Genomic DNA, 21094 nt, shown 5'->3' with positions numbered 1-21094 from the left:
AAGGCTGCGATCTTTTGATTCTAAAAACCCCGGATCAAAAGATCGCAGCCTGCGGCAGCTCCTACAGGGGAGTGCGTTACAGATCCAGCACCAGCGGCTGCTCACTTTGCGCCGGCACCGCGCAGCAGATCAGCACCTGCCCCGCTTCCGGCAAGTCTGCCGGGGGCTGTGGATAATTTACCGCGCCGCTGATCAACCGCGTCTTGCAGGTGCCGCACGAACCTCCACGGCAACTGAACTCCGGGCGCAGGCCACGGCTTTCCGCGAGTTCCAGCAGACTGCCGCCGTCCGGCTGCCAGCGTGCTTCCTTCGCCGAACGTTCGAACACGACCGGCACCGAGACGACCGCGGCCGGTGACTGCTCGATGATCACGGCATCCGGATCCGGCTGGCGCTTGAGCGTCGAGGGACCGAAGGTTTCGGCGTGAATACGTGCGTCGCGGATGTCCAGCTCACGCAGGCTGTCGTAGATGCTTTGGGTAAAGGCGCCGGGGCCACAGACAGCAAAATCGATCTGGTCGTAGTCCTCGACCTCCAGCAGATCGCGCAGCAGTGCCCCATCGATGCGCCCATGGCGGTCGAAATCCTCGCCCTCGTGCACATCGGCCTCCGGCTGGCTGAGCAGGCGAATCACCCGTACCGCCTCGCCCGCACTTTCCAGCACGCGATCGATTTCCTGGCGAAATGGCTGATCGGCCAGGCTGCGCGAACTCTGCAGCAACCATGTCGGCCGGATCCTGCGAGTACGCAGGCCCTGATACACCACCTCACGCAGCATCGACAGCAACGGCGTGATGCCAACCCCCGCCGCCAGCAGCACCAGCGGCCGCTGTTCCAGTGGCGCCACGGTGAAGTGACCCTGTGGCGCCCGAGCCTCGAGGATATCGCCGACCCGGATCTGCTGGTGCAAATGGCCTGAAACCAAGCCCTCGCGTTTCACACTGATGCGCAGGAAATCATCCGATGGCGCACTCGACAGGCTGTAGGTGCGGATATGCGTTTCACCGTCCAGAGTGAAGCGCAGCGGCAGGTGCTGCCCGGCCTGAAACACCGGCATCCCCGCGCCATCGTCCGGTTGCAGATAAATCGAACGAATGTGCTGGCTCTCCCTTTCGATGCGGGTCACCTGCAGCGGCCGCCAGCGGTCACCCAATGCCTTGGCCTGCAAGCGTGCATCGGCCTGGGCCCAGGTGCCGGTCAGCAGACTGGTGGGCGACATGCCGTCGAAGCGCCAGCGCAACGCCAAAGCTCCCGGGCGCCGCACCAGTCTCTCTACCTCGAATGTCCACAGGCGCTCGGCGCCCTGGAACGCTTCGATCTGCGGCCCTTCAAGGATGATCTCGGTTCGCCCGCTCAGTTGCAGCACATCGCCTGTGGAAAAGTCGATGAACAGCAAGCCAGCCTTGGGGTTGAGCAGGAGATTGCCGAGCGTGTTGAAGTGCAGATTGCCGGCAAAATCCGGGATGGTCAGACGATTGCCCTCGACCCGGACAAACCCGGGCTGACCGCCACGGTGGGAAACGTCCACCGCACGTTGGCCATCGACATCGACATAGCTGGCGACGAAGAAGGTGTCGGCACCTCCGATCATCGCCCTGGCCGCGTCATCAAGACCGTCGCCGTGCTGCGCGGGCCGTGTCTGCGGATCGGTCAGCGGCACCCGCTGGAACTGGCGCAGTTGAATGTATTGCGGACAGTTGCCGAAAGCCTGATCCACGCTCACCTCGAAACCCTGCACGGTCAGATTGGCGACATGACCGTTGAGGCGATTGCGGCGGCGAGTATGCAATTCAATGCCGAGCAGCCCGATCGGTTCACCATTGCGCAATTGCGCTGGATCATCGGCAGCGGGTTGGCTGGCGAAATGCAGGTGCTCGGGATCAGGCGAATGAGCAAACCCCGGCGCGCCTTCGAGCACGCTGGCCCATGGACGCCCGTCAGCATCGACCGCGCCGTACAGCATGAACGGTAATTGCTCATAAAATGCGCGGTGTTGATCCGGCATCCAGTCGCGAATCACCTTGCGACCGAAGGCCTCCATACGCTCGGCAACGCCAACATGGGCCTGTAGTTTTTGCTCGCCAGCGTGCCACGGTGAACGTTCCATCACGCATCTCCCCGCGCCGCCGGCGCATTGTGGATAACTCGATCAGATCGGGCCAGACCCTCAGGCAGTCTTTTGCAGACCGGCGACGGTGCGCGGCATGCCGACAAAACCAGGCAAGGCTTCGACACGCGCCAGCCAGGCACGCACGTTGGCGTAGTCGTCCAGCGACACGTTGCCTTCCGGCGCATGAGCGATGTAGCTGTAGGCGGACACGTCGGCGATGGTAGGCTCGCTGCCGGCCAGGTACGGGGTCTTGCCCAGCTCCACCTCCATCACCTTGAGCAGGTTGTGCGCGCGGGTAATCAGCTCTTCAGCGTTCAGTTGCGCACCAAACACGGTGACCAGGCGTGCCGCCGCCGGACCAAAAGCAATCGGCCCCGCCGCCACCGACAACCAGCGCTGGACCCGTGCAGCGCCCAGCGGATCGGTGGGCAGCCAACGGCCGTTGCCGTATTTGAGCGCCAGATACACCAGAATCGCGTTGGAATCGGCGAGCACCACGCCGCCATCATCAATCGCCGGCACCTGGCCGAAACTGTTGATCGCCAGATACGGCGCCTGCTTGTGCTCACCCTTGGCCAGATCGACCAGGATCAGTTCAGTCGGCAGTTGCAGCAGAGACAGCATCAGCTCCACGCGATGGGCGTGGCCGGAACGCGGGAAGTTGTAGAGTTTGATCGCTTGCATGGTCGACTCCGCTGGAGGTGGCGCCGTACGGGATGGCAGCGCCGATGGAGGCCATCTTCCACCTATCCTCAAAGCAACAGAATCACCAGCAAACACAATCCATTATTTCACCTGATGAAATAACGCGGCGTTCTGCAGCGCCGGATGCTCACGCAATGACGTCACCGCATGGTCGACAAAACTACGCACCCGCGCCGGCGCCTTGCGCCCGCCCTGATACACCACATGAATCGGCAGCGGCGGCAATTCGAAGTCGGCGAGGACAATTTCCAGCTCTCCGGATGCCACTTTGCCCGCGACCTGATAGGACAACACCCGGGTCAGCCCCAACCCCAGGCAGGCCGCCGTAATGGCCGCCTGATTGGCTGTGACCACCAGCCTCGGCTCGGGCCGCACGCTGATCGCTTCGCCCTGATCCACAAACGGCCAGTTGCGCAACTGGCCGATGGACGAGGTCGCCACCACCGGCGCGCCGGCCAGCATCTGCGGATGCTCGGGACGACCGTGTCGGGCCAGATAAGCCGGCGATGCGCAGATCACTCGTCGCACTTCACCGACACGAATCGCGTGCTGATTGCTGTCCGGCAACTCACCGATGCGCACCGCGACGTCTATCCCCTCTTCGACCATGCTGACTACCCGATCAACCAACAGCGCATTGATCGAAACGTCCGGGTATTGCGTCAGATAAGCCGCCATCAGCGGTGTGACAAACAGCTCGCCGAACAATACCGGCGCGGTCACCGTCAATTGCCCACGAGGCTGGGCGTGGCTGCCGGCCGCCGAATCCTCGGCTTCCTGCACTTCGGCGAGAATTCTCCGACAATCTTCCAGATAACGCTGACCGGCCTCGCTGAGGTGCACAGTGCGCGTGGTGCGAATCAGCAACTGCGTACCGATGCGCTGCTCCAGCGCCGCCACCGCCCGGGTGACACTGGCCGCGGACAAGCCAAGACGTCGCGCCGCCGCCGAGAAACCTTGCTCCTGGGCCACCGTGGCGAAGATCTGCATTTCCTGGAAGCGGTCCATGGAGGTCCTCGATTCAGATACAAAAATCGCAGCCGAGGCTGCGATTTTTGCGGGTCAATGTCAGCTGTGGATAACTTATTCCACCGTCACCGACTTCGCCAGGTTGCGCGGCTGGTCGACGTCAGTGCCTTTGAGCACGGCAACGTAGTACGACAGCAGTTGCAACGGGATGGTGTAAAGGATCGGCGAGAGAATGTCGTGGATGTGCGGCATTTCCACCACGTGGGTGCCTTCTCCATTGGTCATCCCGGCTTTTTCGTCGGCGAACACGATCAGTTCACCGCCACGGGCGCGGACTTCCTGCAGGTTGGACTTGAGCTTCTCCAGCAGTTCGTTGTTTGGCGCCACGGTGACCACTGGCATGTCGTTATCCACAAGCGCCAGCGGGCCGTGCTTCAGCTCACCGGCCGGATAGGCTTCGGCGTGGATGTAAGAGATTTCCTTGAGCTTCAGGGCGCCTTCCATTGCCACCGGGAATTGCGCGCCACGACCGAGGAACAGGGTGTGGTTCTTCTCGGCAAACAGTTCGGCGATTTTTTCCACCGTGCTGTCCATCGCCAGCGCTTCGCCCAGACGGGTCGGCAGGCGACGCAATTCTTCCACCAGCGTGGCTTCAACGTCTTTGCCCAGCGTGCCGCGCACCTGCCCCAGGGACAGGGTCAGCAGGAGCAGGCCGACCAGTTGCGTGGTGAACGCCTTGGTCGAGGCAACACCGATTTCGCGACCGGCTTGGGTCAGCAGAGTCAGGTCCGACTCACGCACCAGCGAGCTGATGCCGACGTTGCAGATTGCCAGGCTGGCGAGAAAACCCAGCTCTTTGGCATTGCGCAGCGCAGCCAGGGTGTCGGCGGTTTCGCCGGACTGCGAGATGGTGACGAACAGGGTGTCCGGCTGCACCACCACCTTGCGGTAGCGGAATTCGCTGGCGACTTCGACCTGGCACGGAATGCCGGCCAGTTCTTCGAGCCAGTAACGCGCAACCATACCGGCGTGATAGCTGGTGCCGCAGGCGACGATCTGGACGTTGCGCACTTTGGCGAACAGTTCGGCAGCCTGTGGACCGAAGGCCTGCACCAGCACCTGATTGTTGCTCAGGCGACCTTCGAGGGTGCGCTGAACCACGGACGGTTGCTCGTGGATTTCCTTGAGCATGTAGTGACGGAATTCGCCCTTGTCGGCGGCTTCGGCGCCATCGCTGTACTGCACGGTCTGGCGCTCGACGGCATTACCGTTCACGTCCCAGATCTGCACGTTATCGCGGCGAATTTCGGCGATATCGCCTTCTTCCAGGTACATGAAACGGTCAGTCACCTGGCGCAGGGCCAACTGGTCGGACGCGAGGAAGTTCTCGCCCAGGCCCAAGCCGATCACCAGTGGGCTGCCACTGCGTGCGGCTACCAGGCAATCAGGTTGTTGTGCATTGATCACAGCCAGACCGTACGCACCGTGCAGTTCCTTGACGGTGGCCTTGAGCGCTACGGTCAGATCAGGCTGATCCTTGAGTTTGTGGTTCAGCAGATGAGCGATGACTTCGGTGTCGGTGTCCGAACTGAACACGTAGCCCAGCGCTTTGAGTTGTTCACGCAGGGCTTCGTGGTTCTCGATGATGCCGTTGTGCACCACGGCGATATCGCCAGAGAAATGCGGGTGCGCGTTGCGCTCGCAAGGCGCACCGTGAGTAGCCCAACGGGTGTGGGCGATACCGAGACGGCCCACCAACGGCTGTTCGGCCAGCGCGGCTTCCAGTTCGCTGACCTTGCCCGGACGACGCATGCGCTCAAGCTTTTCATCATTGGTGAAAACCGCCACACCGGCGCTGTCATAGCCGCGGTATTCAAGGCGCTTGAGGCCTTCGAGCAAGATAGCGGTGATATTACGTTCAGCAACTGCGCCGACAATTCCACACATGCTTATTTCTCCTGACTGACAGCCGCGCAAATCACGGTGATACCGCGGGCCTGAATCTGATCGCGTGCGTCGATGGGCAAGCGATCATCGGTAATGAGGGTATGGACGCTGCTCCAGGGCAGCTCCAGGTTGGGAATCTTGCGACCGATCTTGTCGGCCTCGACCATCACGATCACTTCACGCGCCACGTCGGCCATCACCCGGCTCAAGCCGAGCAGTTCGTTGAACGTAGTGGTACCGCGCACCAGATCGATGCCATCGGCGCCAATGAACAACTGATCGAAGTCGTAAGAGCGTAGTACCTGCTCGGCCACCTGACCTTGAAAGGACTCGGAATGCGGATCCCAGGTGCCGCCGGTCATCAACAGCACCGGCTCGTGTTCGAGTTCGCTCAAGGCGTTGGCAACGTGCAGGGAGTTGGTCATGACGACCAGACCCGGCTGCTGACCGAGCTCGGGGATCATGGCGGCGGTGGTGCTGCCGCTGTCGATGATGATGCGGGCGTGCTCGCGAATGCGTTTTACGGCAGCGCGGGCAATCGCCTGTTTGTATTTCGAAACGCTCTGGCCGGGTTCAGCGACCAGCTCCTGCGGCATGGTGATCGCCCCGCCATAACGACGCAGCAGCAGACCATGGCTCTCAAGTGCTGCCAGATCCTTGCGGATCGTAACTTCCGAAGTTTCGAAGCGCTTGGCCAGTTCATCAACACTGACTTCGCCCTGCTCATTGAGCAAGGCGAGAATGTTATGCCGGCGTTGGGGTGTGTTGCGTTTCGACATGGCTTCTTAAATTTCGTTTCGAAAGATAACGGAAGCAATCAAAACCTATCGGCCTTCAATCGTCAAGCTCAGGTCATAAAAAAATCGCAACCCCTGGCCCCTTTGTAGGGCTGCCGAAGGCTGCGATCTTTTGATCGTAAAGCAGCTGTGGATAACTCAGCTCTTCTTGATCTTTTCCGGGCGCTTCCAGCCGTCGATATTTTTCTGCCGCGCCCGACCCACCGCCAACTGCGCGTTATCCACGTTCTGCGTGATGGTCGAGCCCGCTGCGGTGGTTGCCCCGGACGAGATATCCACAGGCGCCACCAACGAGTTGTTGGAACCGATGAACACGTCTTCGCCCAGCACGGTCTTCCACTTGTTGGCGCCATCGTAGTTACAGGTGATGGTTCCTGCACCGATGTTGCTGCGTGCGCCTATTTCGGCGTCGCCCAGATAGGTCAGGTGCCCGGCCTTGGCGCCCTCGCCCATATGAGCATTCTTCAGTTCGACGAAGTTACCCACATGCGCACGCGCCTCCAGCACAGTACCTGGACGCAGACGAGCGAAAGGACCGGCATCGCTGCCTTCGCCAAGAATGGCACCTTCGATATGGCTGTTGGCCTTGATCACCACGCCTTTACGCAGGGTGCTGTCCTTGATCACGCAGTTAGGGCCGATCACTACGTCGTCTTCGATCACGACGTTACCTTCGAGAATCACGTTGACGTCGATCAGCACGTCACGACCGACGGTCACTTCACCACGCAGATCGAAACGCGCCGGGTCACGCAAGGTCACGCCTTGCGCCATCAGACGGCGGCCGGCGCGCAACTGGTAATGACGCTCCAGCTCGGAGAGTTGCTTGCGGTCGTTGGCGCCCTGTACTTCCATCGGGTCATGCGGCTGTTCGGTAGCAACCACCAGCCCATCGTTGACCGCCATCTCGATGACGTCAGTCAGGTAGTACTCGCCCTGGGCATTGTTGTTCGACAGGCGGCCCATCCAGTCGGCCAGACGATTGGCCGGCACGGCGAGGATGCCCGTGTTGCCTTCGGTAATCGCGCGTTGTGCTTCGCTGGCATCTTTATGCTCGACGATGGCCGTGACCTTGCCGTCAGCATCACGAACGATGCGGCCATAGCCGGTCGGGTCTTCCAGTTCTACGGTCAACAGGCCCATTTGGCCCGGTACGACATGCTTGAGCAGACGCTGCAGGGTTTCAACTTCGATCAGCGGCACGTCACCGTAGAGAATTAGCACAGTGTCGGCGGTAATGAATGGCACAGCCTGCGCGGTGGCGTGACCGGTGCCCAGTTGCTTGTCCTGCAGGACAAAATTCAGATCGTCTGCCGCCAGACGCTCGCGCACCACATCGGCACCGTGGCCGATGACCACATGAATACGCTGCGGATCAAGTTGCCGCGCGCTGTGGATAACATGGCCAAGCATGGAATTGCCGGCGACCGGGTGCAAAACCTTCGGGAGCGCCGAACGCATACGGGTGCCTTGACCGGCCGCGAGGATAACGATTTCGAGAGACATGACTGGCTACCAATCCTGGGTGGTCAGCAACTGCGACCGGGTTGTAAAAATCGGAAAAGAAAAAAGGGTAGCCGAGGCTACCCTTTTTTATCAATCGCACAACAAGCGGCTGACGGATTAACCGCCAAACTTCTTGCGGATCTGCTGGACGGTGCGCAGCTGAGCTGCAGCCTCGGCCAGACGTGCGGACGCAGCTCCGTAATCGAAATCTGCGCTCTTTTCGTGCAGAGCAGCCTCGGCAGCCTTGAGAGCTGCCTGAGCCTGAGCTTCATCCAGGTCGGCGGCACGTTGCACGGTATCGGCAAGCACCTTGACCATGTTCGGCTGAACCTCGAGGAAACCACCGGAGATGTAGAACACCTCGGCTTCCCCGCCTTGCTTGATCAGGCGGATAGGACCTGGCTTCAGATTAGTGATCAGCGGCGCGTGACCCAGAGCGATACCAAGATCACCCAGTGCACCGTGCGCAATCACCATCTCGACCAGGCCGGAAAAGATTTCCCCTTCCGCGCTGACGATATCGCAATGGACTGTCATAGCCATCTGATTGCCTCAACCTAAATTAGCGCCCGTTGCCGGGCGCCGGGATTACAGTTTCTTGGCTTTCTCGATCGCTTCTTCGATGCCGCCAACCATGTAGAACGCTTGTTCTGGCAGGTGGTCGTAGTCACCGTTGAGGATGCCTTTGAAGCCAGCAATGGTGTCTTTCAGGGAAACGTATTTACCCGAAGCACCGGTGAAGACTTCAGCCACGAAGAACGGCTGCGACAAGAAGCGCTGGATCTTACGAGCACGGTTTACCAACTGCTTGTCGGCTTCCGACAGCTCGTCCATACCCAGGATCGCGATGATGTCCTTCAGCTCTTTGTAGCGCTGCAGCACGTACTGAACACCGCGAGCGGTTTCGTAGTGCTCGTTGCCGATCACGTTCGGATCCAGCTGACGCGAAGTCGAGTCCAGTGGGTCTACCGCAGGGTAGATACCCAGGGAAGCGATGTCACGGGACAGAACGACGGTGGCGTCCAGGTGGGCGAAGGTGGTCGCTGGCGACGGGTCAGTCAAGTCGTCCGCAGGTACGTATACAGCCTGGATCGAAGTAATCGAACCTTGCTTGGTCGAAGTGATGCGCTCTTGCAGCACGCCCATCTCTTCAGCCAGGGTCGGCTGGTAACCTACTGCCGAAGGCATACGGCCCAGCAGTGCGGATACTTCAGTACCGGCCAGGGTGTAACGGTAGATGTTGTCGACGAACAGCAGAACGTCGTTACCTTCGTCACGGAACTTCTCGGCCATGGTCAGGCCAGTCAGGGCTACGCGCAGACGGTTTCCCGGCGGCTCGTTCATCTGACCGTAAACCAGTGCCACTTTGTCCAGAACGTTGGAGTCCTTCATCTCGTGGTAGAAGTCGTTACCCTCACGAGTACGCTCACCCACACCGGCGAACACGGAATAACCGCTGTGCTCGATAGCGATGTTACGGATCAGTTCCATCATGTTTACGGTTTTGCCTACACCGGCACCACCGAACAGACCGACTTTACCGCCCTTGGCGAACGGGCAAACCAGGTCGATAACCTTGATGCCGGTTTCCAGCAGCTCGTTGCCGCCAGCCTGTTCAGCGAAGGAAGGAGCGGCGCGGTGAATACCCCAGCGCTCTTCTTCGCCGATCGGACCAGCTTCGTCGATCGGGTTGCCCAGTACGTCCATGATCCGGCCCAGAGTCGCTTTACCGACCGGTACGGAGATGGCTGCGCCAGTGTTGTTGACGCCCAGACCGCGCTTCAAGCCTTCGGTCGAGCCCATCGCAATGGTACGTACCACGCCGTCACCCAGCTGCTGCTGAACTTCCAGAGTGGTTTCGGCGCCTTGAACCTTCAAGGCGTCGTAGATGCTCGGTACGCTGTCGCGTGGAAATTCCACGTCGATAACGGCGCCGATGATTTGAACGATACGTCCGCTACTCATAGCTGGATCCTCTGAATATTTGAACCGTTAAACCGCGGCAGCGCCGCCGACGATTTCCGAGATCTCTTGGGTGATCGCAGCCTGACGCGCCTTGTTGTAGATCAGCTGCAAATCGCTGATCAAATCACCGGCGTTGTCGGTAGCGTTCTTCATCGCGATCATCCGCGCAGCTTGTTCAGCCGCGTTGTTCTCGACCACCGCCTGGTACACCTGCGACTCCACGTAGCGCACCATCAAGCCGTCAAGCAGCTCTTTGGCGTCTGGTTCGTAGAGGTAGTCCCAGTGGTGCTTGAGTTCTTGATCCGGGGTTGCCACCAGTGGAATCAACTGCTCCACGGTAGGCTGTTGCGTCATGGTGTTGATGAACTTGTTGGATACCACGGACAGGCGGTCAATACGGCCGTCCAGGTAGGCATCCAGCATCACCTTGACGCTGCCGATCAGATCATTGATCGACGGCTCTTCACCCAGGTGGCTGATAGCTGCAACGACGTTACCGCCGAAGTTGCGGAAAAAGGCCGCACCCTTGCTACCAACAACACACAGATCAATCTCGACGCCGTTTTCGCGGTTTACCGCCATGTCCTTGACCAGGGCCTTGAACAGGTTGGTGTTCAAGCCGCCGCACAGACCACGGTCACTGCTCACGACGACATAACCAACACGCTTTACTTCACGGTCGATCATGAACGGGTGGCGGTATTCCGGGTTGGCGTTGGCCAGATGCCCAATTACCTGGCGGATACGTTCCGCATAAGGACGGCTAGCAGCCATGCGCATTTGTGCCTTGCGCATTTTGCTGACCGCCACTTTTTCCATGGCGCTGGTAATTTTTTGCGTGCTTTTGATGCTCGCAATCTTACTGCGAATCTCTTTTGCGCCTGCCATGTAACACCTATCAGGTTAGCAAGCGGGAGCCTTGCGGCTCCCGCTGCGGCTTACCAGGTTTGGGTGGCCTTGAACTTCTCGATACCGGCTTTGAGGCCAGCGTCGATTTCGTCATTGAAGTCACCTTTAACGTTGATCTTGGCCATCAAATCGGCGTGATCGCGGTTGAAGAAAGCAATCAGCGCTTGTTCGAAGCTGCCGATCTTGGCGATTTCAATGTCAGTCAGGAACCCACGCTCAGCGGCATACAGCGACAGCGCCATGTCAGCGATCGACATAGGTGCGTATTGCTTCTGCTTCATCAGCTCGGTAACGCGCTGACCATGCTCAAGTTGCTTGCGGGTCGCTTCGTCCAGGTCAGAAGCGAACTGGGCGAATGCCGCCAGTTCACGGTACTGAGCCAGAGCGGTACGGATACCACCGGACAGCTTCTTGATGATCTTGGTCTGAGCGGCACCACCCACACGGGATACCGAAACACCGGCGTTCACTGCAGGGCGGATGCCCGAGTTGAACATGGCCGATTCCAGGAAGATCTGACCGTCGGTGATGGAAATCACGTTGGTCGGAACGAACGCGGAAACGTCGCCAGCCTGGGTTTCGATGATCGGCAGTGCGGTCAGGGAACCGGTTTTGCCGGTCACTGCGCCGTTGGTGAACTTCTCTACGTACTCTTCCGAAACGCGGGATGCGCGCTCCAGCAGACGGGAGTGGAGATAGAACACGTCGCCTGGGTAAGCTTCACGGCCTGGTGGACGGCGCAGCAGCAGGGAAATCTGGCGGTAAGCCACTGCTTGCTTGGACAGATCGTCATAGACGATCAGCGCGTCTTCACCGCGGTCGCGGAAGAATTCACCCATGGTGCAACCGGAGTACGGAGCCAGGAATTGCAGTGCTGCAGATTCCGAAGCGCTCGCTGCAACGATGATGGTGTTAGCCAGTGCACCGTTTTCTTCCAGCTTGCGAACCACGTTGGCGATGGTCGATTGCTTCTGACCGATTGCCACGTAGACGCAGAAAATGCCGCTGTTTTTCTGGTTGATGATCGCGTCGATCGCCAGAGCGGTTTTACCGATCTGACGGTCACCGATGATCAGCTCACGCTGGCCACGGCCGACAGGGATCATGGCATCGACAGCCTTGTAGCCAGTCTGTACAGGCTGGTCTACCGACTTACGCCAGATCACGCCCGGTGCAACTTTCTCGACCGCATCGGTCTCGGTGTTGCCCAGTGGACCTTTACCGTCAACAGGGTTACCCAGTGCGTCGACTACGCGACCCAGCAGTTCCTTACCTACCGGAACTTCGAGGATGCGGCCGGTGCACTTGGCGCTCATGCCTTCAGCCAGACTGGTGTATGCGCCCAGTACAACGGCACCTACGGAGTCTTGCTCCAGGTTGAGGGCCATACCGTAGACGCCGCCCGGAAACTCGATCATCTCGCCGTACATGACGTCGGCCAGACCGTGAATCCGCACGATGCCGTCAGATACGCTGACGACAGTGCCTTCGTTACGGGCTTGGGAGGTCACATCGAGCTTTTCGATGCGGCCCTTGATAATTTCACTTATTTCGGAAGGATTGAGTTGCTGCATTGCTCTGCTGCCCCTTCAAACTCAAGATTTCAATGCTTCGGCAAGTTTCGCGATTTTGCCGCGAATCGAGCCATCGATAACCAGGTCGCCGGCGCGGATGACAACGCCCCCAATAAGGGATTTGTCTTCCTCGACTTGCAGGCGCACTTCCCGGTTGAGTCGTGCACTGAGAACCTTGGCGAGTTTGTCTTGCTGTTCTTGGTTCAATGCGAAAGCACTGGTCACTTCCACGTCTACCGATTTCTCTTGCTCGGCCTTGTACAGGTCGAACAGAGCAGCGATCTCCGGCAACAGCAGGAGACGGTCGTTTTCGGCAACGACGTGAATGAAATTCTGTGCCTTGGCATCAAACTTGTCGCCGCACACGTCAATGAACGTGGCGGCCTTTTCTGCGCTCGTCAGTCGCGGGGCCTTGAGCACGCGCTGCATGGTGTCGTCTTCCGACACCGCTGCTGCCAGGCCGAGCATGGCTGACCAATTGGCCAGTTGCTGGTGGGCCTGAGCGTGCTCGAAGGCCGCCTTAGCGTAAGGTCGGGCCAACGTGGTCAGTTCTGCCATGATCGCCCTCGCTTAGATTTCAGCAGCCAGTTGGTTAACCAGCTCTGCGTGCGCGTTTTGATCGATTGTGGCACCCAGGATCTTCGAAGCACCGCCAACGGCCAGGCTACCCACTTGGGCGCGCAGCGCGTCTTTGACACCGTTCAGTTCCTGTTCGATCTCGGCCTGAGCCTGAGCCTTCACACGGTCAGCTTCGACGCGAGCCTGTTCACGGGCTTCGTCGACAATCTGGTTACCGCGTTTCTTGGCTTGCTCGATGATTTCAGCTGCCTGAGCTTTCGCTTCGCGCAGTTGCTGACCCGCTTTTTCTTGGGCCAACTCCAGGTCGCGAGCTGCTCGGCTGGCAGCGTCCAGACCATCAGCGATCTTCTTTTGACGTTCGTGCAGAGCGGCGATGACCGGAGGCCATACGAACTTCATGCAGAACAGTACAAAAATCAGGAACGCAACGGACTGGCCAATCAGGGTCGCATTAATGTTCACGCCAACACCTCGCAGTTACGTTGTCCATCACATCAAATTACTCGGAAGAATCCGGGTAATTAGCCAGCGATCTGACCAACGAACGGGTTCGCAAAGGTGAAGAACAGAGCGATACCAACACCGATCATGGTTACGGCGTCGAGCAGACCGGCAACGATGAACATTTTAACTTGCAGCATTGGAACCATTTCTGGCTGACGCGCTGCGCCTTCCAGGAACTTGCCGCCCAGCAGGCCGAAACCAATTGCGGTACCCAGTGCGCCCAGGCCGATCAACAGTGCAACAGCGATAGCGGTTAGACCAACTACAGTTTCCATCTTTCCTCCCGACTTTTACGTCGTATGGTTTAGGTTTTTTAGATTAAAGCGGTAAAACAAATCGTTTCAGAGGCCCGGTTAGGAGCCCCCTCCCGTTTGACCGGGAGGGACATCAGATCAGCCGAGGCTGCTCTTAATGGTTTTCTTCGTGCGCCATCGACAGGTAGACGATGGTCAGCATCATGAAGATGAACGCCTGCAGGGTGATGATCAGGATGTGGAACACCGCCCACGCCCACTGCAGAACAACGCCCAGGCCGCTCAGCCAGAGCAGGCCGCTGCCGAACATCACAGCGATCAGAATGAACACCAGCTCGCCGGCATACATGTTGCCGAACAGACGCAGGGCCAGAGAGATCGGCTTGGCGATCAGGGTCACGAATTCCAGCAGGAAGTTCACCGGGATCAGCAGGGCCTGAACGAAGATGTTCTTGCTGCCGAACGGGTGCAGGGTCAGTTCGCCGATGAAGCCGCCGATGCCCTTGACCTTGATGCTATAGAAAATGATCAGTGCGAAAACCGAGAACGCCATGCCCAGGGTCGCGTTCGGGTCGGTCGTCGACACGGCGCGGAACGGGATGTGGTGGTCGCCGGTGATCAGGATGGCCAGCTGAGGAATCCAGTCGACCGGTACCAGGTCGACGGCGTTCATCAGGAACACCCAGACGAAGATGGTCAGCGCCAGCGGTGCAATCACCGGGCTACGGCCATGGAAGCTGTCTTTCACGCTGCCATCGACGAATTCGACCAGTACTTCAACGAAGTTCTGCAAGGCACCCGGTTGACCGGAAGTCGCCTTCTTTGCCGCCATGCGGAAAAGGAAAACGAAAATCAGGCCCAGTGCGACCGACCAGCCGAGGGTATCGACGTGGAAAGCCCAGAAGCCCATTTCCTTGGCTTCTGCTGCGGAATGGGCAAAGCCCCAGCCGCCGTTAGGTAGCTGACCGAAGGTCAGGTTCTGCAAGTGGTGCTGGATATAGCCCGAAGCGGTTGTTTCTGCCATGGTTGCCTCAAACGCCCTAAGGTCTCGAAAGTCTTGTTCTCATCAGCAGGGGAGCGAACCAGCTGACCGACTGAGTCAGCACGAAAGCGCCGAATACTGCGATCGGCGCCAATGGCTTCACACCTGCAAACACCAGTGCAAACAGCACTGCCGTCAAAATCAGTTTGCCTGCCTCGCCGGCATAAAATGACCGGACGATGGACTGGGCTGCTCGGGCGCCGGAAAACCGAAATGCCTTGTGAGCGAAATAAACATTGGGCAGCAAGGCTATCAGGCCTCCGCAAAGTCCCGAGTATCCGGCAACGACTCCGTGCCATTGCCAGAGCGCCAAAGCGGCAATGAGCAAAATGACAAATTGAGCCATCAACACCGGAAAAACCGCCAGGCGATGGAACGGCAGGCGGTTTGGCTTGCGGGTTTCCATCACGATTGCTCTCCAATGGTCGGCTGCCGAAATTCAATAACTTGGCATAATTTGTGCCGACAAAATGCGCGCAGAGTATAGGGGCGGTTCTGCCCCTATTCAACTGTCAGGTAGTGATTTCCGACTGCGCGCTACATGAGGAAATGTTTCAGCGGATGTGTGCGAGCACACCTTGAAGCTCATCGAGAGAGTTGTAACCAATCACCAGTTGACCCTTTCCCTTCTTGCCGTGGCGAATCTGCACCGCAGAGCCTAGGCGCTCGGCCAGACGCTGTTCGAGCCGGGCAATGTCCGGGTCGGGTTTGGCCGCTTCCACAGGCTCCGGTTTGCCACTCAACCACTGACGAACCAGTGCCTCAGTCTGGCGCACGGTCAGGCCGCGTGCGACAACATGTCGCGCCCCTTCCACCTGCTGATTGTCCGGCAGACCGAGCAAAGCACGGGCATGACCCATTTCCAGGTCGCCGTGGGACAGCATGGTCTTGATGACTTCCGGCAGTGCAATAAGTCGCAACAGGTTAGCCACAGTCACCCGAGACTTACCCACAGCCTCGGCCACCTGCTGCTGAGTGAGTTGGAATTCCTGCTGCAGACGCTGCAAGGCGACTGCTTCTTCGATCGGATTCAGGTCTTCACGCTGGATGTTCTCGATCAGCGCGATGGCGATCGCGGTTTCATCCGGTACATCACGAACCATCGCCGGGATGGTTTCCTGCCCGGCCTGCTGGCTCGCACGCCAGCGACGCTCACCGGCAATGATTTCAAAGCGGCCACCGCCAATCGGGCGCACCACGATCGGCTGCATCACACCCTGTGATTTGATCGACTGCGCCAGCTCTTCCAGCGCCTGCGGATCCATGTCCCGGCGCGGCTGGTATTTGCCGCGCTGCAGCAGATCCAGCGGCAAGTGCTGCAGTTCACGGGTATCGGCCTGCGCGGCCTGTTCTTCCAGCGCGCTGACAGTCGGACCACTCAGCAGTGCATCCAGTCCACGTCCGAGACCTCGTTTCTTGACGGCCATGGGGATTCCTTAAGTTGGCTGGGCAGCGGCGATGCGTGAATTTTTGCGCTGACGGCGAACCATCTCGCCCGCCAGCGCCAGATAGGCCAGCGCGCCGCGCGATTGCTTGTCGTAGGCCAGTGCCGGCATACCGTAGCTCGGCGCTTCGGCCAGGCGGATGTTGCGCGGGATCACCGTGTCGTACAGCTGTTCGCCAAAGTGTTCCTTGAGCTGCGCCGAGACATCGTTCATCAGGCTCAGACGCGGGTCGTACATGGTGCGCAGCAAACCTTCGACTTTCAGGTTCGGGTTCAGCAGTTCGGCAATGCGCTTGATGTTATCCACAAGGTCGCTCAAGCCTTCGAGCGCGAAGTACTCGCACTGCATGGGGATGATCACCCCGTCAGCGGCAACCAGTGCGTTCAGCGTGAGCATCGACAGCGACGGCGGGCAGTCGATCAAAATATAATCGTAATTTTCACGGATCGGTGCCAGTGCGCTGCGCAGACGGCTTTCCTTCATCTGCATTTCCAGCAGGACCACTTCGGCCGCCGTCAGGTCGCGGTTGGCCGGCAGCAGTTGATAACCGCCGTGCTCGGAGTAATGCATGGCCTGGGCCAGATCGCATTCGCCGATCAGCAGGTCGTAGACCGAGTTTTCCAAGCCATGTTTATCCACACCGCTACCCATGGTGGCGTTGCCCTGTGGATCGAGATCGATCAACAGCACCCGGCGCTTGGTGGCGACCAGGGATGCTGCGAGGTTGATGCAGGTGGTGGTCTTGCCCACACCACCCTTCTGGTTCGCTATCGCGAATACCTTAGCCATTCTTGCTTGTGTTCCCAATCATGCCGTGCGGCGCAGTATCAGCAGATGGCGTTGGCCTTGGCAACCGGGTACGGCCAAGGCGTGTTCGCTATCGAGTTTGAAGTCTGCCGGCAATGCTACCAGCTCATCAGCCGGATGAACGCCCTTCATTGCCAGCCAGCGCGTATCGGCATCGCCGAGGTGGCGAGTCCAGTTGGTGAAGTTCTCCATGCTGCTGAACGCCCGGGAAATGATCCCGTTGAATGGCTGTGCAGGCTGGAAGGCTTCAACGCGACTGTGGATAACTTGCAGGTTATCCAGTTTGAGTTCGAGTTTGACCTGAGTCAGGAAGCGGGTTTTCTTGCCGTTGCTGTCCAGACAGGTCACTTGCGAATCCGGATACAGGATCGCCAACGGAATGCCCGGCATGCCGCCGCCGCTGCCAACGTCGAGCCAACGACCGTTTTCGATGAACGACATCACGCTCAGACTATCGAGCAGATGCCGCGAAACCATTTCATCGGGATCGCGCACGGCAGTCAGGTTGTAGGCCTGGTTCCATTTGATCAACAGGGCGAGATAACCCAGCAGCAATTCGTGCTGGGTTTCTGTGAGATTGACACCGAGCGCGCGGGCTCCTGTGGATAACTCTTCGGCGTGTTGCGAAGTGACCTTAGCACTCAAGCGCTTTGCTCCAACTGACGGCCCGCGCCGCGTTTTTTCAAATGAATCATCAACAGCGAAATCGCCGCCGGGGTCACGCCCGGGATCCGCGAAGCCTGGCCGAGCGTCTCCGGACGCGTGGCACCGAGCTTGCTCTGGATCTCCTTGGAGAGACCGGAAATGTTGGTGTAATCGATATCCACAGGCAGTTTCGTGTCTTCACTGGCGCGCAGACGGGCGATTTCGTCCTGTTGACGGTCGATGTAACCGGCGTATTTGGTTTTGATTTCAACCTGCTCGGCGACCTGTGGATCTTCCGCGCCCTGCCCGGTCACTTCGACCAGACTAGCGTAGTCGATTTCCGGACGGCTCAAGAGATTGAGCAAGTTGTATTCGTGGGTCAGCGGCGTGCCGAATTTTTCGGCAATCGCGTCGCCCTGCTGAGTGCCCGGGCGAACCCAGGTGCTTTTCAGGCGTTGCTCTTCGAGCTCGATGCTTTCGCGTTTCTTGCAGAACGCCGCCCAACGCGCGTCATCGACCAGACCCAGTTCGCGACCTTTTTCGGTCAGACGCAGGTCGGCGTTGTCTTCACGCAGGATCAGGCGGTACTCGGCACGGGAAGTGAACATGCGGTACGGCTCTTGGGTACCGAGGGTGATCAGGTCGTCGACCAGCACACCGATGTACGCCTCATCGCGACGCGGGCACCAGGCTTCTTTGCCTTTGGCACGTAACGCGGCGTTGGCCCCGGCGAGCAAACCTTGCGCACCGGCTTCTTCGTAACCGGTGGTGCCGTTGATCTGGCCAGCGAAGAACAGACCGCCAATCACCTTGGTTTCCAGGCTGTACTTCAAATCGCGTGGGTCGAAGTAGTCGTACTCGATCGCATAACCCGGACGCACGATGTGCGCGTTTTCCATGCCGCGGATCGATTGCACGATCTGCAATTGCACGTCGAACGGCAAGCTTGTGGATATCCCGTTCGGGTACAGCTCATGGGTGGTCAGACCTTCCGGCTCGATGAACACCTGATGGCTTTCCTTGTCGGCAAAGCGGTGGATCTTGTCTTCGATCGACGGGCAATAACGCGGACCGATGCCTTCGATTTCACCGGCAGCGGAATACATCGGCGAACGATCGAGGTTCGCCGCGATGATTTCGTGGGTGCGCGCGTTGGTGTGGGTAATCCAGCAGCTGACCTGGCGTGGATGCTGTTCCTTGTTGCCCATGAACGACATGACCGGGATCGGCGTATCGCCTGGCTGTTCGGTCATGACCGAGAAATCCACAGACTTGCCGTCGATACGCGGCGGTGTACCGGTTTTCAGGCGACCGACACGCAGTGGCAGTTCACGCAGACGATGTGCCAGGGCAATCGATGGCGGATCACCGGCGCGACCGCCGGAAAAATTCTGCAAACCGATGTGGATAAGTCCACCGAGGAAGGTACCCGTAGTCAACACCACGGAATCGGCGAAGAAACGCAGACCCATTTGGGTGACAACACCGCGTACCTGCTCTTGCTCGACGATCAGGTCGTCAGCGGCCTGTTGAAATATCCACAGGTTCGGCTGGTTTTCCAGAATTTCGCGAACAGCGGCTTTGTAAAGAATACGGTCGGCCTGCGCGCGGGTTGCCCGTACGGCCGGACCTTTGCGGCTGTTCAACACGCGAAACTGGATACCGCCCAGATCGGTTGCGATGGCCATCGCGCCGCCGAGGGCGTCGATTTCCTTGACCAGATGGCTTTTGCCAATGCCACCGATAGCCGGGTTGCAGCTCATGGCACCGAGGGTTTCCACGTTATGCGTCAGCAACAGGGTTTTTGCCCCCATACGTGCTGAGGCCAGTGCTGCCTCGGTACCGGCATGACCGCCGCCGATGACGATCACTTCAAAACGGGAAGGGAAATCCACCACGCACCTCGTGCCTGCTTAAGTAGGTAATTCAGGAATAGTTTGAGATCAGGTTTCTGGACCTGGTCGACAAGTATAGGGACTTCGCCCCTCCTAAAGAACCCTTTGCACAAAATTTAACCAGCTGTGGAGAACTCGAGATCAAAAGAATAAAAAAGAGAGAAATTTATAAAACCTTTGTTTTTATGTTTATTCTTACTGAGCAAACTTTCTGTGGATAGATCGCTACAGACTATATAATTCAATATGTACAGCGTTTCAAAACCCTGTGATCAGGTGCCAATGAGGCCCTTGGATAACCGGTTTAAGCCTGTGGATGAATGGGTTGGTTATCCACAGAGGCAGTTATATCCAGTTTTGAAGCCCTGTTATCAACTGACCTCATTGGCAGTTATTCACAGGGCTTAATCCACAGAAATTGAATAAACGCTGATGTGGCGGACAGGAAAAATCCGCTCAGGCAGAGGGAATCTGCCGGCACTTGAGAAAGGAATTGGGAAATGAGGAATGCAGACAGGCCGCGAATGGGCCTGTCTGTGAACAGCGGAGGGCTTATTTACCGATGCAGAAGCTGGAGAAAATCCGGCCGAGCAGGTCATCGGAGCTGAAAGCTCCGGTGATTTCGCCAAGGGAGTGCTGCGCCTGACGCAAATCCTCGGCCAGCAGTTCACCGGCACCTGCCAGCGTCAGCTGTGCGCGCCCGTGCTCCAGCGCCGCACTGGCATGACGCAGGGCTTCCAGATGCCGGCGACGGGCACTGAAGCTGCTTTCCGATGTTTGTTCATAGCCCATGCAGGCCTTGAGATGGTCGCGCAGCAATTCCAGTCCTTCGCCAGCGGATTTGGCGCTGAGGCTGATGGTTACGTGGCCATCGTCACTGACTTCCAGGGCAATCGCCTCACCCGTCAGGTCAGCCTTGTTGCGGATCAAGGTGACTTTGGCCGGATCTGGCCGGGTCTCGAGAAATTCCGGCCACAGAGCAAACGGATCTGCCGCTTCCGGCGCGGTGGCATCGACTACCAGCAGCACCCGATCTGCTTCAGTGATCGCTTTCAAGGCCCGCTCGACGCCTATCTTTTCCACATGATCATCGGTATCGCGCAGACCTGCGGTATCCACCACGTGCAACGGCATGCCGTCGATGTGGATATGTTCGCGCAGAATATCGCGGGTGGTGCCGGCAATCTCGGTGACGATCGCGGCTTCGCGGCCAGCCAGGGCATTCAACAGGCTGGACTTGCCGGCATTCGGACGGCCGGCGATCACCACGGTCATACCGTCGCGCAACAGGGCACCCTGCCCGGCTTCACGCAGCACGGTGGATAACTCGTCACGCACCTTGTCGAGCATGCCCAACACATGGCCATCGGCAAGAAAGTCGATTTCCTCTTCGGGAAAGTCGATCGCGGCTTCCACATAAATGCGCAAGCCGATCAATTGT

General features: G+C 58.7%; 20 protein-coding genes. All 20 read right to left on the bottom strand.

What is annotated here, in order from left to right; translation table 11 throughout:
* Positions 1-76: 76 nt before the first annotated feature.
* A complete protein-coding gene (locus tag DBR18_RS02185) occupies positions 77-2107 on the bottom strand; it encodes a pyridoxamine 5'-phosphate oxidase family protein (RefSeq protein WP_108589083.1) in 2031 nt (676 codons plus the stop codon).
* A gap of 60 nt (positions 2108-2167) precedes the next feature.
* Positions 2168-2794 (bottom strand): glutathione S-transferase family protein, encoded by a 627-nt coding sequence (locus DBR18_RS02180; protein ID WP_108589082.1) that lies wholly within the window; start codon positions 2792-2794, stop codon positions 2168-2170.
* 102 nt (positions 2795-2896) lie between these two features.
* Complete coding sequence (locus DBR18_RS02175) at positions 2897-3823, bottom strand: LysR family transcriptional regulator (protein ID WP_108589081.1); 927 nt, start codon at positions 3821-3823, stop codon at positions 2897-2899.
* A gap of 75 nt (positions 3824-3898) precedes the next feature.
* Entirely contained in the window at positions 3899-5731 is a 1833-nt protein-coding gene (glmS, locus tag DBR18_RS02170; protein WP_108589080.1) for a glutamine--fructose-6-phosphate transaminase (isomerizing), read from the bottom strand.
* 2 nt (positions 5732-5733) lie between these two features.
* The gene (locus tag DBR18_RS02165) at positions 5734-6510 is read right to left on the bottom strand and encodes a DeoR/GlpR family DNA-binding transcription regulator (protein WP_108589079.1); all 777 of its coding nucleotides are present in this window, start codon (positions 6508-6510) and stop codon (positions 5734-5736) included.
* Between the two features lie 156 nt (positions 6511-6666).
* On the bottom strand, positions 6667-8034 hold the full coding sequence (gene glmU, locus DBR18_RS02160) for a bifunctional UDP-N-acetylglucosamine diphosphorylase/glucosamine-1-phosphate N-acetyltransferase GlmU (RefSeq protein ID WP_108589078.1): 1368 nt from the start codon (positions 8032-8034) through the stop codon (positions 6667-6669).
* Between the two features lie 117 nt (positions 8035-8151).
* Positions 8152-8577, bottom strand: a complete 426-nt coding sequence (locus DBR18_RS02155; RefSeq protein WP_007954164.1) for a F0F1 ATP synthase subunit epsilon — start codon at positions 8575-8577, stop codon at positions 8152-8154.
* Positions 8578-8622: 45 nt separating this feature from the next.
* Positions 8623-9999, bottom strand: a complete 1377-nt coding sequence (atpD, locus tag DBR18_RS02150) for a F0F1 ATP synthase subunit beta (RefSeq protein WP_003229774.1) — start codon at positions 9997-9999, stop codon at positions 8623-8625.
* A gap of 27 nt (positions 10000-10026) precedes the next feature.
* Entirely contained in the window at positions 10027-10887 is an 861-nt protein-coding gene (atpG, locus tag DBR18_RS02145) for a F0F1 ATP synthase subunit gamma (protein WP_007954161.1), read from the bottom strand.
* A gap of 50 nt (positions 10888-10937) precedes the next feature.
* A complete protein-coding gene (gene atpA / locus DBR18_RS02140) occupies positions 10938-12482 on the bottom strand; it encodes a F0F1 ATP synthase subunit alpha (RefSeq protein ID WP_108589077.1) in 1545 nt (514 codons plus the stop codon).
* Positions 12483-12503: 21 nt separating this feature from the next.
* The gene (locus DBR18_RS02135; RefSeq protein ID WP_108589076.1) at positions 12504-13040 is read right to left on the bottom strand and encodes a F0F1 ATP synthase subunit delta; all 537 of its coding nucleotides are present in this window, start codon (positions 13038-13040) and stop codon (positions 12504-12506) included.
* 12 nt (positions 13041-13052) lie between these two features.
* On the bottom strand, positions 13053-13523 hold the full coding sequence (locus DBR18_RS02130; RefSeq protein ID WP_108589075.1) for a F0F1 ATP synthase subunit B: 471 nt from the start codon (positions 13521-13523) through the stop codon (positions 13053-13055).
* A 59-nt stretch (positions 13524-13582) separates the two neighbouring features.
* On the bottom strand, positions 13583-13840 hold the full coding sequence (atpE, locus tag DBR18_RS02125; RefSeq protein ID WP_003097235.1) for a F0F1 ATP synthase subunit C: 258 nt from the start codon (positions 13838-13840) through the stop codon (positions 13583-13585).
* Positions 13841-13973: 133 nt separating this feature from the next.
* Positions 13974-14843, bottom strand: coding sequence for a F0F1 ATP synthase subunit A (atpB, locus tag DBR18_RS02120; protein ID WP_064589928.1), 870 nt, complete (start codon positions 14841-14843; stop codon positions 13974-13976).
* 16 nt (positions 14844-14859) lie between these two features.
* Positions 14860-15267 carry a F0F1 ATP synthase subunit I gene (locus DBR18_RS02115; RefSeq protein ID WP_003229783.1) on the bottom strand — a complete coding sequence of 136 codons (408 nt, stop codon included), beginning with the start codon at positions 15265-15267 and terminating at the stop codon, positions 14860-14862.
* A gap of 148 nt (positions 15268-15415) precedes the next feature.
* Positions 15416-16288, bottom strand: a complete 873-nt coding sequence (locus tag DBR18_RS02110; protein ID WP_003229785.1) for a ParB/RepB/Spo0J family partition protein — start codon at positions 16286-16288, stop codon at positions 15416-15418.
* Between the two features lie 9 nt (positions 16289-16297).
* Complete coding sequence (locus tag DBR18_RS02105) at positions 16298-17095, bottom strand: ParA family protein (RefSeq protein ID WP_003229787.1); 798 nt, start codon at positions 17093-17095, stop codon at positions 16298-16300.
* A gap of 18 nt (positions 17096-17113) precedes the next feature.
* Positions 17114-17758 (bottom strand): 16S rRNA (guanine(527)-N(7))-methyltransferase RsmG, encoded by a 645-nt coding sequence (rsmG, locus tag DBR18_RS02100; RefSeq protein WP_108589074.1) that lies wholly within the window; start codon positions 17756-17758, stop codon positions 17114-17116.
* A complete protein-coding gene (gene mnmG / locus DBR18_RS02095; protein ID WP_108589073.1) occupies positions 17755-19653 on the bottom strand; it encodes a tRNA uridine-5-carboxymethylaminomethyl(34) synthesis enzyme MnmG in 1899 nt (632 codons plus the stop codon). The genes rsmG and mnmG overlap by 4 nt, the downstream gene beginning before the upstream one ends.
* Before the next feature lie 552 nt (positions 19654-20205).
* Positions 20206-21094: tRNA modification GTPase (locus DBR18_RS02085; protein WP_146188724.1), on the bottom strand; the 889-nt coding region annotated here is incomplete at its 5' end.

Source organism: Pseudomonas sp. HMWF021, assembly GCF_003061005.1.
Lineage (GTDB): Bacteria > Pseudomonadota > Gammaproteobacteria > Pseudomonadales > Pseudomonadaceae > Aquipseudomonas.
The sequence above is the reverse complement of the archived record's forward strand: the minus strand, read 5'-3'. Positions and strand labels throughout refer to the sequence as shown.

Bases quoted from the DNA above. Each gene is read 5' to 3' on its own strand.
- DBR18_RS02175 (WP_108589081.1), bottom strand. From the start codon at position 3,823: ATGGACCGCTTCCAGGAAATGCAGATCTTCGCCACGGTGGCCCAGGAG.
- DBR18_RS02135 (WP_108589076.1), bottom strand. From the start codon at position 13,040: ATGGCAGAACTGACCACGTTGGCCCGACCTTACGCTAAGGCGGCCTTC.
- DBR18_RS02115 (WP_003229783.1), bottom strand. From the start codon at position 15,267: ATGGAAACCCGCAAGCCAAACCGCCTGCCGTTCCATCGCCTGGCGGTT.
- atpB (WP_064589928.1), bottom strand. From the start codon at position 14,843: ATGGCAGAAACAACCGCTTCGGGCTATATCCAGCACCACTTGCAGAAC.
- DBR18_RS02165 (WP_108589079.1), bottom strand. From the start codon at position 6,510: ATGTCGAAACGCAACACACCCCAACGCCGGCATAACATTCTCGCCTTG.
- atpD (WP_003229774.1), bottom strand. From the start codon at position 9,999: ATGAGTAGCGGACGTATCGTTCAAATCATCGGCGCCGTTATCGACGTG.
- DBR18_RS02110 (WP_003229785.1), bottom strand. From the start codon at position 16,288: ATGGCCGTCAAGAAACGAGGTCTCGGACGTGGACTGGATGCACTGCTG.
- DBR18_RS02180 (WP_108589082.1), bottom strand. From the start codon at position 2,794: ATGCAAGCGATCAAACTCTACAACTTCCCGCGTTCCGGCCACGCCCAT.
- DBR18_RS02155 (WP_007954164.1), bottom strand. From the start codon at position 8,577: ATGGCTATGACAGTCCATTGCGATATCGTCAGCGCGGAAGGGGAAATC.
- atpA (WP_108589077.1), bottom strand. From the start codon at position 12,482: ATGCAGCAACTCAATCCTTCCGAAATAAGTGAAATTATCAAGGGCCGC.
- glmS (WP_108589080.1), bottom strand. From the start codon at position 5,731: ATGTGTGGAATTGTCGGCGCAGTTGCTGAACGTAATATCACCGCTATC.
- DBR18_RS02185 (WP_108589083.1), bottom strand. From the start codon at position 2,107: ATGGAACGTTCACCGTGGCACGCTGGCGAGCAAAAACTACAGGCCCAT.
- atpE (WP_003097235.1), bottom strand. From the start codon at position 13,840: ATGGAAACTGTAGTTGGTCTAACCGCTATCGCTGTTGCACTGTTGATC.
- glmU (WP_108589078.1), bottom strand. From the start codon at position 8,034: ATGTCTCTCGAAATCGTTATCCTCGCGGCCGGTCAAGGCACCCGTATG.
- atpG (WP_007954161.1), bottom strand. From the start codon at position 10,887: ATGGCAGGCGCAAAAGAGATTCGCAGTAAGATTGCGAGCATCAAAAGC.
- DBR18_RS02105 (WP_003229787.1), bottom strand. From the start codon at position 17,095: ATGGCTAAGGTATTCGCGATAGCGAACCAGAAGGGTGGTGTGGGCAAG.